Raw genomic sequence first — 15,599 nt, 5'->3', positions numbered from 1 at the left:
TTACTTAAAAGTATAGGCGTGAGATTTGAAAGATTATAATAATTTCGATTTTTTAAGGCTATTTCTAGCCCTCAGTGTTGTGTGGCATCATTTTATGTTCTTAACTGGGCAAAAGGCTGATTTCTTGCCATTTGATATAATAGATAGTGAAACTGCTGTGCAATCTTTTTTTGTAATCAGCGGAGCTTTAATTTGGACTAGTGCTAAACGAACGGAAAAGTTTGCTGTATTTATAAGAAAGCGTTTTTTCCGTGTATACCCCGCGTATTTACTTGTATTATTGGTATCTTCATTTGCTGCAATTGCACTATACTCCGCGAATCCTTTAGATATTGCTCAATATTTAATTTGGAATGGAGTGTTTCTTAACTTTATGCATCCATGTATAGATGACGTGTTTACTAGCAACATGATCTGCGCTATAAATGGCTCACTTTGGACTTTGAAGCTTGAAGTTGGTTACTACATTTTTGTTGCTTTTTGTTTTTATTTTCTAAAAAATTATTCTGTAAAAATTCTAATCTGTGTAACGCTCCTGTCGATATCTCTAAACTATCTATCCATAGTGGTTTTTCCGGAATACATCAACCCAGTCTTATTACACCAGTTACCATGGATGTTTTTTTACTTTGGTTTAGGGGCATTGCTTTTTTCTTTTTATAGTAAAATAACAATTAAAACAAACACCTTCTTATTTTTAATGTCATGCATGGCATACTTTTTAACGGACTTGTTTTATCCATTATTTGTTATTACGTTTGTTTTCTATATCGCTTATGGATTACCATTCAGGATCAACCTCAATAGGCTAGGTGATTTATCATATGGGGTTTACTTGTTTCACTTTCCGTTAATCCAGTATTTTGTAGCTTTGGAATTGTTTTCAGGATATAAATATCTCGATATAGCAACAATTTTTATGGTTGTGAGCATTTTGGCTTATTTATCTTGGCATTTTTTTGAAAAACCTTTATTAAACTTTTACCGAGGTTGACGATTTGAGTTATTTACCTTTATCTGGGGTGTATTTAAACCTACTATTTTATTTTCTAATGGGCTTTCATGTTTTAACTCGTTTTTTTGATATACTTAATTTTATATAGTTTCAACAATACCCTAAACATAGAGAGCACGTTTAATCTATAACTTTACATAAAAATAGGAATAGGATTTTACTGGATGACTAAAGGAATTATCCTCGCCGGAGGAAGTGGCACACGCTTATACCCACTGACAAAAGTAGTAAGTAAACAGTTGATGCCGGTGTATGACAAGCCAATGATTTACTACCCGATAGCCACATTAATGAATGCGGGTATTAAAGATATTTTAGTTATAACAACACCGGTAGAGCAAAGCAAGTTTCAAGAGCTGCTAGGTGATGGTAAAGACTGGGGTATCAACATTGAATACGTTGTTCAACCGTCACCTGATGGCTTGGCCCAAGCATTTATACTCGGCGAAGAATTTATTGGTGACGATAACGTTGCGTTAGTGTTGGGCGATAACTTATTTTATGGTCATGACTTAGTTAAGTCGCTAAAAAGTGCCGCGGCACGTGAGCAAGGCGGTACAGTCTTTGGTTACCATGTTGCAAATCCAACAGCATATGGTGTGGTTGAGTTTGACGAAACTGGCAGGGCAATTTCAGTCGAAGAAAAACCACCTCAGCCAAAATCGAATTATGCGGTTCCCGGTTTGTACTTTTTTGATAATAAAGTGGTTGAATACGCCAAAGCAGTTAAGCCTTCAGCGCGTGGTGAACTTGAAATCACCGATGTGATAGAGCGTTATTTAGAAATCGGTACATTAAATGTAGAAATAATGGGTCGTGGCACAGCATGGCTAGATACAGGCACGCACGATAGCCTATTACAAGCAGCACAGTTTATTGAAACCATCGAAAAGCGCCAAGGCCTCAAAGTGAATTGCCCTGAAGAAGTGGCGTACCGTATGGGTTATATCAATGAACAGCATTTACGTGAGTTGGCTGAGCCATTGCGTAAAAGCGGCTACGGCGAATACTTACTTGGGCTCTTATCGCATAAGGTGTTTTCATGAAAGTTATAGATACCGCTATCGCTGATGTAAAAATTATCGAGCCAACCGTGTTTGGCGATGAGCGTGGCTTCTTTATGGAAACCTTTCGTGATGATTGGTTTCGTGAACATATCGCAGATGTTGTGTTTGTGCAAGATAATCACAGTAAATCAGGGCAAGGTATATTACGAGGCCTACATTATCAAACCCAGCAAACACAAGGTAAGCTTGTTCGCGTAACCGCGGGTGAAGTTTACGATGTTGCGGTTGATATGCGTAAAAGCAGCCCAACCTTTGGCCAGCATGCTGGTGTCTTACTCAGTGGTGAGAACAAACGTCAATTATGGGTGCCAGCAGGGTTTGCTCATGGGTTTTATGTAACCAGTGACAGTGCTGAGTTTGTTTATAAATGCACAGACTATTATGCGCCGCAGTTTGAGCAAAGCGTATTATGGGATGACCCCGCCTTGAATATTCAATGGCCGCTTGTTGATGGCAAAGCACCGTTATTATCAGCGAAAGATGAAGCTGGTTTACTACAGATTGATGCCCCCGCTTTTTAAGAGAATTAACTAAATGACTAAATCTATTTTTGTAACAGGTGGCGCGGGCTTTATTGGCTCTGCTTTAGTGCGCTTTTTAATAAATGAAACTAAGCACACAGTTGTTAACTTTGACAAATTAACGTATGCGGGTAATCTTGAATCCCTACGTTCAGTTGAAAGCTCAGAGCGTTATCATTTTGTGCAAGGTGATATTTGCGACCGTGAAAAAGTAGCCGCAATATTCTCACAATACCAACCTGACTTTATTATGCACTTAGCAGCAGAGAGTCATGTTGACCGCTCGATTGATGGCCCTGGTGAATTTATTCAAACGAACGTAGTCGGCACTTATGAGTTATTAGAAGCGTCACGCAGCTATTACGCAACACTTAAAGCGGATAAGAAAACGAGTTTTCGTTTTCACCATATTTCAACTGATGAAGTCTATGGCGACTTGGGGGAAACTGGTTTATTCACTGAAGAAACCTCGTATGAGCCAAGCTCACCTTATTCAGCGTCAAAAGCCGCATCAGACCATTTAGTTCGTGCATGGCACCGTACTTATCAACTGCCTGTTGTACTCACTAATTGCTCAAATAACTATGGCCCATATCACTTCCCAGAGAAACTCATTCCATTGATTATCTTAAATGCGCTTGAAGGTAAAGCTCTTCCAGTGTATGGCGATGGTAAGCAAGTACGTGATTGGCTATTTGTCGAGGACCACGCGCGCGCATTATATAAAGTAGTGAGTGAAGGCAAGCTGGGTGAAACCTACAATATTGGCGGCTTTAATGAAAAGCAAAATATTGAAGTGGTAATGACAATTTGCAATCACTTAAATGACTTAATACAAGATAAGCCAGCAAACCTAGCCGATTTTAAAGAGCTTATTACATTTGTAACAGACCGCCCAGGCCACGACGTACGTTATGCAATTGATGCGACTAAAATCAATAAAGAGCTTGGTTGGCATCCAGAAGAAACGTTTGAATCGGGTATTTTAAAAACCATTCAATGGTATTTAGATAACCAAGCATGGTGTAAAAACGTGCAAGATGGCAGCTACCAGCGCGAACGTTTAGGCAGTAATTAATATGAATGTGCTCATTATTGGCAAAAATGGCCAAGTGGCGTGGGAATTACAGCAAACCTGCCCAAGTCACATAACAGCACATGCTTATGGCCGTAATGAAATAAACATTACTGACCCACAAAGTATTGAGCAGGTTATTACCCAGTTAAAGCCAACGGTTATCATTAATGCTGCAGCCTACACCGCAGTAGATAAAGCTGAATCAGAACAAGGCGAGGCATATTTAATCAATGCTACTGCGGTAGAATATTTAGCTAAAGCAGCGACTAAGCACAACATACGGTTATTACATATATCAACCGATTTCGTGTTTGATGGCGCTAAAAACACTCCTTATAAAGTTGACGACCAAACTAACCCAATCAATGTGTATGGTGCATCAAAATTAGCAGGTGAGTTGGCAATAAAAGCTCATTGCCCTACCAATTCTGCTATAGTGCGCACGTCATGGGTGTACTCTAGCCGTGGTAACAACTTTGTTAAAACCATGCTGCGCTTAATGGCTGAAAAAGACGAGCTTAACGTAGTCAGTGACCAAATAGGTTGCCCAACCAATGCAAATGGGCTTGCAAAGTATTTATGGCAGCTGGCGGAGCAAAACTTGCCTGAGCCAGTTTATCATTATAGCGATTTAGGTATGGCGAGTTGGTATGACTTTGCGGTGGCTATTCAGGATAGTGCATTAGAGCAAGGGTTACTTGATAAGAAAATCCCAATCAAACCAATCCCAAGCTCAGCTTACCCTACTCCCGCTATTCGCCCAGTGTTTAGTTTGATGCAACAAAGTTCAAATTTAAATAAAGAGCATTGGAATTTTAACCTTGTTAAAAGCATGGAAGATTTATGTGTAAAATAATTATTGGAATAGTTTCTCATGGCCATTATAACTATATTTCAAATAATGAGGAGCTTAAAAAAATAGCTGAAATCAACGACGTTAAAATTTTAATAAAAGATAATATACAAGATAATAAGTTAAAGTTATATTCTGAAGAAAATGGATTTCATTATATCATAACGTCTGAAACTTTAGGTTTTGGGGAAAATAATAATTACATATATGAATTTGCAAAAAGTAATTTTTCAGTATCTAGCGATGATTGGTTTATAATTTTAAATCCTGATGTAGAAATATCAAAAGTTGAGTTTGTAAAGTTAATATCAGAACTAAAATCAAATGCAGGTTCCTTTTTTGCCCCGAACCTCTTCAAAGATAATAACTTTACTCAAACTGAGAATTCTATACGAATGTTTGCTAGCTATTTTGATTTATTAAACCCATTAAAATTACAGCCTATTAATAAAGCATATAATAAAAAACAACTTACAGAGAAAGAGGTGGTAGAATGGGCCTCGGGAGCTTTTTTATGCATCACTTTTGGTGCATTTGGATCAGTAGATGGATTTGATCATAAATATTTTATGTACTACGAGGATGTAGATCTTTGCTATAGATTGAACCAAAAAGGAATCAAACTTCAATTTTTGAAGAATATCAAAGCTGTCCACAAGGGAGAGTATAAGAATAGGAGTGTTTTTTCAAAGCACTTTCGATGGTACCTTAGCAGTTTATTTAAATTCTTAAAAACACAAAGCCAATATGGAATTAAAAGTGACTAAGTTATTGATTACAGGTTACTCAGGTTTTGTTGGTAATAATTTACTAGAGCAATTACAAAGCAATTATCAATTAAACCTATTGGGAAGAAAATCGTCAAATTTAGGTCACTTGTTTAACCATAATCTTGATTCAAAATCTACTTACGTTGATGCATTAGAAAATGTAGATGTGGTTGTACATTGCGCTGCAAGGGTTCATGTTATGAATGATGTTGCTAGTGACCCTCTTAATGAATTTAGAGCAGTAAATACTAAAGGTACACTTAACTTAGCTAAACAAGCTGCTCAGGTCGGTGTTAAACGTTTTATATTTTTAAGCTCGATTAAAGTGAACGGTGAAAGTACAACTAATCAAAGTCCTTTTACATCGGCAGATGTTCCAAAACCTGAAGATCTTTACGGGTTATCTAAAGCTGAAGCTGAGCAGCAGTTATTAGAGCTCGGCAAACAAACTGGCATGGAAATCGTGATTATTCGGCCGCCACTTGTTTACGGTGAAGGTGTTAAAGCAAACTTTGCTTCGTTAATGCTCTATGTTAGCAAAGGTTTACCATTGCCGTTTAGAGCAATTAAAAATAACAAACGCAGCTTAGTATCCGTTTATAACTTGGTTGATTTAATTAAAGTATGTATAGAACACCCAAAAGCCGCTAATCAAGTGTTTTTAGCTTCTGATGATTATGATTTATCAACGGCTGCAATGGTTGCTTTAATGGCGAAAGTGCATGGCAAGAAAAACTTAGCTTTGCCCGTACCAGTTTGGTGCTTTAAGTTAGCTGGTAAGTTGCTTAACAAGAGCGATGTTATTGATAGATTAACTGGCTCATTGCAGTTAGATATTACTCATACAAAAAATACCCTTGCTTGGGCTCCGCCTTATTCAGTTGAACACGGTTTCAAACTAGCTGCTAAAAAACCTTAAAAAATAATTAATGGATTTATAAATGATACGTTTACTCGACTTTTTGTTTTCACTTTTTGGTTTGTTGTTTGCCTCACCATTTTTAGTGATTTTATACATTATTGGTTTATTTGATACTGGCTCACCTATATTTACCCAACAGCGTGTTGGGCGTAACAAAAAGCCATTTACACTGGTCAAATTTAGAACCATGACTATTGATACTGCTTCAGTAGCTAGCCACTTAGCAAGCACTGCCTCAATAACCCCCTTTGGTGGCTTTTTACGTAAAACAAAGTTAGATGAACTACCACAACTTTGGAATGTACTAAAAGGTGAAATGAGCTTAGTAGGCCCGCGCCCTGGTTTATTTAATCAAGAAGAATTAACTCAAGCTCGTGAAGCTAAAAGTGTATTTAACGTACGACCTGGCATCACTGGCCTTGCTCAGGTTAATGAAATCGACATGTCGACCCCTGAGTTACTCGCAAAAACAGACCGTGAAATGATAGATACTATGACTATCGGCAACTACTTTAAATATATTTTAATGACAGTAACCGGAAGTGGTAGTGGGGATCGCATCAAATAGATGCGAGGTAAAAGTTTAAGGTACAAGGTGAAAGGTAAAAGATTAAAGGTAAAAGTGATCAGACCCCCTATAAAGTAGATGCGAGGTCAGATCATCAATGGAAAAGCTTTTAGGCAAAAATACAAGTTTTAAAGTTAAAGGACTTAAGCTAGGTATAAGGGATTTTATGCAATTTGAAAATTTAGCTGTATGGCAGCGCTCTGCTGACTTGGCTTGCGATATTTATAAGCACTTTAAATCGAGTAAAGAGTTTGGGCTAAAAGATCAAATTACTCGCTCAGCCTTATCTATTTCTTCAAATATTGCAGACAAAATTGCAGGAGCAAATTTTGAACGCGCTTGCGCGGCCTCGAAGAGGTGAGATATATGGACTTATCGAATAACGTTATGAGAGGAAGACCCCTAAAGATTATGCGCGTTTTCTTTCATACTCTAAAGGTAGTTGTAGTGAGTTACGCTCTCAAATTTATATAGCAGTCAAAATTGGCGAGATTGATATAAAAACATCAGAACTTTGGATCGAAGAGACAAAGCTGCTTTCCAAAATGTTATCCGGTTTAATGAAATCGATTGAGTCATGGGGTTAGGGTAATTAATCTACCTTTGACCTTTGACCTTTGACCTTTGACCTTTGACCTTTGACCTTTGACCTTTGACCTTTGGGCACTCCTAGCTCCTTCGCAATTTATAAGCTATAATTCATAAAATTTTAACAAAGTAATAGTTTACTACTGCTCTTACTTTTTGAATCAACAAATTACAAGAAAAGGGAACTTGTTGTGGATAGTTTCATTCGTTCTATCTTGAGTGCATCTCGCGCTAAAAAGCGCGCAATTACTTTGTTTATTGATGCATTGTTTATTGCTGCAGCCTTTTGGTTGGCATTAATTGTTCGCTTAGACAGCCTTGCCCCATTTAATGAGCCGAGTAATTGGCTGTTACTTGCTTTACTTATACCTACAGGCCTTTATACATTTATTAATTTAGGTTTGTACCGCGCTGTACTTAGGTACATGAATTCACAAGCGCTGTGGGCCATTGTGCTTGGCACTGTAATTACTACTGTAGCATTAGTGCTACTGTCGTTTTTTGTTGGTGTGAGCATACCACGTACCATGCCATTTATTTTTGCGTGGCTTTGTTTGTTGACCGTGGGTGGTTCACGTATTTTAGTGCGCGCTATGATTGGTAAAATGGCTACGGCTAATAAAGAGTCGGTTATTATTTATGGTGCTGGCTCTGCTGGTCGCCAGTTAGCAACTGCGCTAGGTGCTGGCCCTGAATATTTTGTACGTGCCTTTGTAGATGACGATGAAACAAAAGAAGGCTCAATTATTCAGGGTATACCGGTAATTAGCTTTAAAGGAATTTACGACTTAATAAATAAAGGCAAAGCGACAAAGGTGTTATTAGCTTTACCTAGTGCAACACGCGCTCGCCGTAAAGAGGTACTAGCACAACTTGAACCACTTACAATTAAAGTACTTTCAATTCCTGGTATGGCTGATGTTGTTGAAGGAAAGGCTAAGCTTTCTGAATTCAGAGATGTTGAAATTGAAGATTTATTAGGCCGAGACCCTGTAACGCCAAAGCCTGAGCTTATGGCTGCTAATATAACTGGTAAAACAGTTATGGTAAGTGGTGCCGGTGGGTCAATTGGGTCAGAGTTGTGTAGGCAAATTGTTCGGCTGCACCCTAAAAAGTTAGTGTTATTTGAAATCTCAGAGTTCGGTTTATATTCCATTGAAAAAGAACTTAATGAGTATGTAATTAATAACAATATCGACCTTGAGCTTATTCCAATAATGGGCTCTGTACAGCGCATTAACCGCATTGAAACCGTAATGATGGCGTTTGGCGTACAAACTGTTTACCACGCCGCAGCTTATAAGCATGTACCGTTAGTTGAGCATAACGTAGTTGAAGGCGTACGCAATAATGTATTTGGTACTTATTATGCTGCTAAGGCTGCAATAAATGCCGGTGTTGAAACCTTTGTATTAATATCTACCGATAAAGCGGTGCGGCCAACCAATGTAATGGGTGCTACCAAGCGAATGGCCGAGCTTGTGTTACAAGGCCTTGCGCAAAATAAAGGTGTTAAGCATAAAACGCGTTTTTGTATGGTGCGCTTTGGTAATGTATTAGGGTCTTCAGGCTCTGTAGTGCCTTTATTTAGGCGCCAAATAAAAGAGGGTGGGCCAATTACATTAACTCACCCTGATATAACCCGCTTTTTTATGACCATACCTGAAGCTGCACAACTTGTTATTCAGGCAGGCTCTATGGGTAAAGGCGGCGATGTATTTGTACTTGATATGGGCGAGTCAGTTAAAATTAAGGATTTGGCCTCTAAAATGGTGCGGTTATCTGGTTTTGAAGTTAAAGATGATACCAACCCCCATGGCGATATTGAAATTAAATGTACAGGCCTTCGGCCTGGCGAAAAATTATATGAAGAATTATTGATTGGCGATAATGTTGGCGAAACAACTCATGAACGCATTATGACTGCAAATGAAGCTATGCTGCCGTTTGCTGAGCTTAATGTGTTTTTAGAGGCGCTTGATATTGCTTGTCATAACTTTGACCACGAAACAATTCGTCAGTTGTTGTTAGATGCGCCGACTGGGTTTAACCCAACAGATGGTATCTGTGATTTGGTTTGGAATGCGAAAAAGCAATTGCCTCAAGAAAGCTCTAAAAAAGTAGTTAACTTTAAGAACTAGAGCCTAGGTTTTAGGTGTTAGGTTTTTGCATCAACAAGCTTAACACCTACCGTGGTTGATTACACATTAGGATTAATTACTTTCTTTCATGTAGGCGCGTGGCTTGCCACCGCTAAAGGTTTATTCGCAAAGAGGTTTTGAGGCGCTGTGCTAAAGAGGTTTAAAAGTAAAAGGCTCTAGGAAGAATACTTGGCGCTAGTTGTATTTACAGCCCGTACTTTTTCTCATTTTGTCCTTATTTACTTCTCTTTGTGCAAATTGTATTTATACTCTGCCGAAGCTCGAAGCTCGAAGCTCGAAGCTCGAAGCTCGAAGCGTATAAATTTATAATCATAGTTCTAGGTTTTTAACCTAGTGCTAGGAAGCAAAATATAGAAATTAAAGGAATCAAGAAATGAAAATAGCAGTAGTTGGTACAGGCTATGTAGGCCTATCTAACGCTATGTTACTTGCGCAACATAATAAAGTTGTTGCGCTTGATATAGACGAGCAAAAAGTTGCTCTTTTAAAAGACAAACAATCACCTATTGTTGATGTTGAAATTAGTGACTTTTTGCAAAACAAACAACTTAATTTTACTGCTACTACCAATAAAGAGTCTGCATTAGTAGGGGCTGAGTTTGTTATTATTGCCACTCCCACGGATTACGACCCTGAAACAAATTACTTTAATACCCACTCTGTTGAGTCTGTAATAAAAGATGTATTAAGTATTAATCCTAGTGCAACTATGGTGATTAAATCGACCGTACCGGTTGGTTTTACTAAGTCAGTTAAAGAAAAGCTCGGCACCGACAATATTATTTTCTCGCCTGAATTCTTACGTGAGGGTAAAGCGCTGCACGATAATTTACACCCATCACGTATTATTGTCGGTGAACAAAGCGAGCGTGCTAAAAAATTTGCTAATTTACTAGCACAAGGCGCAATTAAATCAGACATTGATGTACTATTTACTGACTCAACCGAAGCTGAAGCAATCAAGTTGTTTTCAAATACCTATTTAGCGATGCGTGTGGCCTATTTTAATGAACTTGATAGCTACGCTGAAAGCCATGATTTAAATGCCAAGCAAATAATTCAAGGTGTAGGGTTAGACCCACGAATTGGTAGTCATTACAATAATCCGTCGTTTGGTTATGGTGGGTATTGCTTACCTAAAGATACAAAACAACTTTTAGCTAACTATAAAGATGTACCTAATAATATGATTAGTGCAATAGTTGATGCAAATACAACGCGTAAAGATTTTATTGCCAAATCTATTCTAAACCGTAACCCTAAGGTAGTGGGTGTATACCGGTTAGTAATGAAAACTGGCTCTGATAATTTTAGAGCATCGGCAATTCAGGGCATCATGAAACGTATTAAGGCCAAAGGTGTTGAAGTAGTTGTGTATGAACCTGCCCTACAAGAAGAAGCTTTTTTTAATTCCCGTGTAATTAAAGATATCAATGAATTTAAACAGATATCTGATGTTGTGGTTTCAAACCGTATGGTTGATGAGCTTAACGATGTAGCTGACAAAGTGTATACGCGAGACTTATTTGGTAGTGATTAGGCGTGCAGCGCGAAGCGCCTCGGTGTTCTCGGTAGTAAAAATTTTTTAATGATTAATTCACCATAGAGACCACTAAAAGTACAGAGCTAGAGGTTAAGACATTAGTAAAGGTGCTAGGGTTTAGTTGCTTTTTATCTCGTAGCTCGATACCTGCGGCCCGTAGCTCTTGCTGTCTCATAGTTTATAATTTTGCTGAACCTAGAACCTAGAACCTAGAACCTAGAACCTAGAACCTAGAACCTAGAACCTAGAACCTAGAACTCATTCACTTTATATCAAGTTTAAAATTGTTAACTTGAATCTAAATAGAAATAAAAATTTTAAATAAAGGATTAACTATGAAAGCTGTAATTCCGGTAGCTGGCCTTGGTACTCGCATGCTACCAATGACAAAAGCCATTCCAAAAGAAATGCTGCCTTTGGTTGATAAGCCACTCATTCAATATATTGTGAACGAATGTGTTGCAGCAGGTATTAAAGAGATCGTGTTAGTAACGCATAGCTCAAAAAATGCCATTGAAAACCACTTTGATACAAGCTTTGAGTTAGAAGCTACGCTTGAAAAACGAGTGAAGCGTAAGTTATTAAACGAAGTGCGTTCAATTTGCCCGCCTGATGTGACCGTTTTACATGTTCGCCAGGGCGAAGCTAAAGGGTTAGGGCATGCAGTGTTATGTGCTAAGCCAATTATTGGTGATGATGACTTTGTGGTTGTTTTACCTGATGTAATTTTAGATGCTTATACTGCTGACCAACAAACTGAAAACTTAGCCGCGATGATCAAACGCTTCAATGACGTTAAAGCAAGCCAAATTATGCTTGAGCCAGTTGCAAAGCAAGATGTGAGCAAATACGGTATTGCTGATATTGATGGTGTTATTATTGGTGCCGGTGAAAGTGCAAAAATTAAAACCATGGTAGAAAAGCCTGATGTTGATAAGGCACCTTCTAACTTGGCTGTGGTTGGTCGTTATGTATTATCAAGAGCTATTTGGCCATTGTTAGCTAAAACCCCTGTGGGTGCTGGTAATGAAGTTCAACTTACTGATGCAATTGATATGTTGATGGAAAAAGAAACCGTTGAGGCGTTTCATATGAGCGGCCGCTCTCATGATTGTGGTGACAAACTTGGCTATTTGAAAGCCATTGTTGAATACAGCATGCGCGATGAAAACTTAGGTGAAGAGTTTACAAGTTTTGTATCTGACTTGGTCAATCCGCAAAACCCAAGCCATTTAAAGGCTGTTTAAGTTAATCGTTGGTGCAGCTTTATGTCGCGTTGACTTTAAGTGGTTTATTCACAAAGAGACAATGAGACGCTACGCTTATGAGGCTGAAAGGTTAAAGGTTCGAGGGAAGGGACGAGGCTCCAGGTCTATTAGTTTTTGTGGGAACTAGCTTTAGTCGTGATTTTTATGGTTTTGGATATGTGCAAAACCATTCGGCGCTAAAGTGCTCTCCTACGAGAATGAAGGTGCTAGATTCTAGGTGTAATTCTTTCTTCTCTGTGCAGCGCGAAGCGCCTCGGTGTTCTTGGTGGTAAAAATTGTTTAATGATTAATTCACCACAGAGAGCACGAAGAGCACAGAGATTAAGACTTTAGTGAAGAGCACAGAGATTAAGACTTTAGTATAGGTGCTAGGGTTTAGATGTTTTTTATCTCGTAGCTTTTTTGTATTCTATTTTAGAATTTGTCAAACCTAGAACCTAGAACCTAGAACCTAGAACCTAGAACCTAGAACCTAGAACCTAGAACCTACCCCTTCGCTATTTCTATTTTTATTTCACTCCCCAATGCCTCTATGTATTTCTCAGCTAGCGCTTGCTTGGCACTTTCATCACCGTGAACAAGCTTTATATGAATTGGCTTTTTACGCATGCCTGTTACAAATTTTATTAAGCCATTTTGATCTGCATGGGCGCTGTAGCCACTTATGGTGTGAATTTTGGCGTTTATGTTTACTTTTTTATCGTTAATTTCTACATAGCCGTTTTTCGGGCCGTATGTTTGAATATCTCGCCCTAGTGTTCCACGTCCTTGATAGCCAACAAAAATTACATCGGTGGTTTTGTCTGTCAAAAATGCATCTAAATAATTAACTATTCGGCCACCTGTGCACATGCCGCTTGCTGCAAGAATAATCGCGGGCTGTTTTCGGCTGCGTAAGTAATTAATAACGGCTAAATGCTCCTTATGGCTATCAATGGTATGAAGGCTTTCAAAGTTGAGTGGGTGTCGGCCGCTTGCTACTCGTTGTTTGGCTTCAACATCCCATAAATTTTTAAATTGGCGGTATTGCTGGGTAAAATTTGCTGCCATGGGAGAGTCTATAATTACCTCAATAGAGCGCCATGGGGATTGTTTGCCTGAGTGATGTATTAACTGCTCTAATTCGTATAGTAGCTCTTGTGTTCTGCCTATACTAAATGCGGGAATAAGCACTACACCGTTATCCGATACTGCTTTTTCGATTATGTTTTTTAAGGTTTGTGTGCGATGTTTACGACCTTGATGGTTTTTATCACCGTAGGTTGATTCTATAACCAGTGTATCAGCTTTATAGGGGGCTTTTGGGCTTGGTAGTAATGGTGTGTATGGCGCACCTAAATCACCCGAAAATACCACTCTATGGATTGATGGCTTTTTACCAATATCTATCTCAACATAAGCAGAGCCTAAAATGTGCCCCGCTCTTTGTAGTCGCGCTTTTGCTAGCTCGTGGTTGTTATTTACGGGTAATTCAAACCATGTATTAAATTCCACTTTTATGATGCGCTTTTTCAGTAACTCTAAACACGCATTGATTATGGTTTGATCCCTGGTAACGCCAACCTTTAGTGCATCTTCAATCACAAGAGGGAGTAAGCTCGCAGATGCAACAGAGGTAAAAATAGGCCCGGTAAAGCCAGCAGCAAATAAATAGGGTATTCGGCCCACGTGATCAATGTGGCAATGGGTAACAACAAGTGCCGTAACGGTTGATATATCAAAGTCGATAGAGAGGTCGACTCCGGCGTCTTCCCCTTGAAATAGTCCGCAATCAATTAATATAGAGGTATTGTCGCTAATGTGTAGTTCATGGCATGAACCTGTAACGCCATTCACCGCTCCGTGGTGTTTTATTCGCATAATTAGTCCCTTTTATTGGATTTAAAAAAGTGTAGCACCAAAGGTTTGTTTGTACCTAATTAACATGTAGGCGAGTGGCTTGCCACCGCGGAATTGTTTTGTAGCAGCGATTTTATATCGCGTTTTTTAAGCTAGGAAGACCAGGAAGACAAAGATCCTAGGCTCTAGGGAAGAGACTAGGAGCTAGTTGTAATATTTCTTCTCGGTGTAGCGCGAAGCGCCTCGGTGTTCTCGGTGGTAAAAATTTTTAAAGATTAATTAACCACAGAGACCACGAAGAGCACAGAGGTAGGGATTAAGACATTAGGTTCAATGGAATTAAAATATTCACTTTTATCTTTTCATTTACCCTCATTCACTTCTTTTTGTGCAAGAGGCGTTTTAATCGTTCTTAAAGTTTTTGGTAAATTGCGTCAGCAAGCTTAACGCCTACGGTGTTAAGGTTTAATTCCGAGGTTAATATTTTACCTGTAGGCGAGTGGCTTGCCACCGCGGAAGTGTTTTGTAGCAGCGATTTTATATCGCGTTTTTAAACGATTGATTCACAAAGAGGCTAAGAGGCGCTGCGCTTAGGAGGGCAAAGGTTCTAGGCTCTAGGTAAGTAACTAGGCGCTAGATTTATTTGGCTTTCCCTCATTTTGTTCTCATTCAATTCTCTTTGTGCAAGAGGCGTTTTAGGTTGTTTGTGCGTCAGCAAGCTTAACGCCTAAGGGTGTTAATGTTTACTTGGTGGTAATAAGCGTTATATTGAATTAAAATCTAGTCCTTAACTTTTTTATTGGTGTTGTGATGGCTAAAGATAAATACGCGCCAAAACCGTTGAACGATATTATGGCGGGGCTCAGTGGTCGCTTATCTAATTATGCGGGTAAAAGCCAAGCGCTCGATAAACAGCAAGCACTTTTGACTGAGTTTTTAAGTCCTAACTTGGCTGATAAGTGTAGAGTGAGTAATTACCGCGATGGCACACTCATGATTGAGGCTGTATCGGCGCCAATTGCACTTCGTTTAAATTATTTGAAAATGGATATGCTGTCACATTTTCGTGGTGCAGGAATGGCTGAGCTTGGCCAAATTAAAATTACTGCCAACCCGCAATCAAGCCAACGATTGACTCAAAATAATGCCGCAAAGCCTGCAAATAATACCACAGCAAAAAAACTTCCTATGAGTGAGCAAACTTCTGATTACCTAACTGCTATTGCACAAAATGCGCCGCCGTCACTGCGTGAGAAGTTAGAGCGCCTAGCCAAGCATGGGAAAAAATAAAGGCTTTGCTTAGTATCTAGCGTTTGCAACAGTATTGAAGAACCTAGAACCTAGAACCTAGAACCTAGAACCTAGAACCTAGAACCTAGAACCTAGAACCTAGAACCTAGAACCT

14 protein-coding genes and 1 pseudogene are annotated in these 15,599 nt (G+C 38.9%); 14 read left to right on the top strand and 1 reads right to left on the bottom strand.

Annotation, left to right across the window (positions count from 1 at the left end; translation table 11 throughout):
* Positions 1 to 25 precede the first annotated feature (25 nt).
* From ACHUE3_RS18025 to galU, 13 genes and pseudogenes are all read left to right on the top strand, one after another.
* Positions 26 to 994, top strand: coding sequence for an acyltransferase family protein (locus tag ACHUE3_RS18025; protein WP_394193703.1), 969 nt, complete (start codon positions 26 to 28; stop codon positions 992 to 994).
* A 185-nt stretch (positions 995 to 1,179) separates the two neighbouring features.
* On the top strand, positions 1,180 to 2,061 hold the full coding sequence (gene rfbA, locus ACHUE3_RS18020; RefSeq protein WP_394193702.1) for a glucose-1-phosphate thymidylyltransferase RfbA: 882 nt from the start codon (positions 1,180 to 1,182) through the stop codon (positions 2,059 to 2,061).
* Entirely contained in the window at positions 2,058 to 2,603 is a 546-nt protein-coding gene (gene rfbC / locus ACHUE3_RS18015; protein WP_394193701.1) for a dTDP-4-dehydrorhamnose 3,5-epimerase, read from the top strand. The genes rfbA and rfbC overlap by 4 nt, the downstream gene beginning before the upstream one ends.
* Positions 2,604 to 2,616: 13 nt before the next feature.
* A complete protein-coding gene (gene rfbB / locus ACHUE3_RS18010) occupies positions 2,617 to 3,681 on the top strand; it encodes a dTDP-glucose 4,6-dehydratase (protein WP_394193700.1) in 1,065 nt (354 codons plus the stop codon).
* Position 3,682: 1 nt separating this feature from the next.
* On the top strand, positions 3,683 to 4,537 hold the full coding sequence (rfbD, locus tag ACHUE3_RS18005; RefSeq protein WP_394193699.1) for a dTDP-4-dehydrorhamnose reductase: 855 nt from the start codon (positions 3,683 to 3,685) through the stop codon (positions 4,535 to 4,537).
* Positions 4,525 to 5,301: a glycosyltransferase family protein gene (locus ACHUE3_RS18000; RefSeq protein WP_394193698.1), complete on the top strand. Its 777-nt coding sequence runs from the start codon at positions 4,525 to 4,527 to the stop codon at positions 5,299 to 5,301. The genes rfbD and ACHUE3_RS18000 overlap by 13 nt, the downstream gene beginning before the upstream one ends.
* Positions 5,294 to 6,223, top strand: a complete 930-nt coding sequence (locus ACHUE3_RS17995) for a UDP-glucose 4-epimerase family protein (protein ID WP_394193697.1) — start codon at positions 5,294 to 5,296, stop codon at positions 6,221 to 6,223. The genes ACHUE3_RS18000 and ACHUE3_RS17995 overlap by 8 nt, the downstream gene beginning before the upstream one ends.
* A gap of 22 nt (positions 6,224 to 6,245) precedes the next feature.
* Positions 6,246 to 6,794 carry a sugar transferase gene (locus tag ACHUE3_RS17990; RefSeq protein ID WP_394193696.1) on the top strand — a complete coding sequence of 183 codons (549 nt, stop codon included), beginning with the start codon at positions 6,246 to 6,248 and terminating at the stop codon, positions 6,792 to 6,794.
* A gap of 97 nt (positions 6,795 to 6,891) precedes the next feature.
* Entirely contained in the window at positions 6,892 to 7,155 is a 264-nt protein-coding gene (locus tag ACHUE3_RS17985; RefSeq protein WP_394193695.1) for a four helix bundle protein, read from the top strand.
* Positions 7,156 to 7,240: 85 nt separating this feature from the next.
* Positions 7,241 to 7,381 (top strand): annotated as a pseudogene (locus ACHUE3_RS17980) (four helix bundle protein); the annotation flags it as partial.
* 192 nt (positions 7,382 to 7,573) lie between these two features.
* The gene (locus ACHUE3_RS17975) at positions 7,574 to 9,523 is read left to right on the top strand and encodes a polysaccharide biosynthesis protein (RefSeq protein WP_394193694.1); all 1,950 of its coding nucleotides are present in this window, start codon (positions 7,574 to 7,576) and stop codon (positions 9,521 to 9,523) included.
* A gap of 394 nt (positions 9,524 to 9,917) precedes the next feature.
* Positions 9,918 to 11,084 carry a nucleotide sugar dehydrogenase gene (locus ACHUE3_RS17970; protein WP_394193693.1) on the top strand — a complete coding sequence of 389 codons (1,167 nt, stop codon included), beginning with the start codon at positions 9,918 to 9,920 and terminating at the stop codon, positions 11,082 to 11,084.
* A 338-nt stretch (positions 11,085 to 11,422) separates the two neighbouring features.
* Positions 11,423 to 12,334, top strand: a complete 912-nt coding sequence (galU, locus tag ACHUE3_RS17965) for a UTP--glucose-1-phosphate uridylyltransferase GalU (protein WP_394193692.1) — start codon at positions 11,423 to 11,425, stop codon at positions 12,332 to 12,334.
* A gap of 507 nt (positions 12,335 to 12,841) precedes the next feature.
* Here the strand turns inward: galU and ACHUE3_RS17960 are convergent.
* Positions 12,842 to 14,215 carry an MBL fold metallo-hydrolase RNA specificity domain-containing protein gene (locus ACHUE3_RS17960; RefSeq protein ID WP_394193691.1) on the bottom strand — a complete coding sequence of 458 codons (1,374 nt, stop codon included), beginning with the start codon at positions 14,213 to 14,215 and terminating at the stop codon, positions 12,842 to 12,844.
* 789 nt (positions 14,216 to 15,004) lie between these two features.
* Here ACHUE3_RS17960 and ACHUE3_RS17955 point away from each other — a divergent pair.
* Entirely contained in the window at positions 15,005 to 15,484 is a 480-nt protein-coding gene (locus ACHUE3_RS17955; protein WP_394193690.1) for a DUF721 domain-containing protein, read from the top strand.
* Positions 15,485 to 15,599: the final 115 nt, after the last annotated feature.

It is taken from the genome of Pseudoalteromonas atlantica, assembly GCF_043641955.1.
Lineage (GTDB): Bacteria > Pseudomonadota > Gammaproteobacteria > Enterobacterales > Alteromonadaceae > Pseudoalteromonas > Pseudoalteromonas atlantica_A.
Note: the sequence above shows the minus strand (reverse complement) of the source record. Positions and strands in the feature narration are given on the sequence as shown.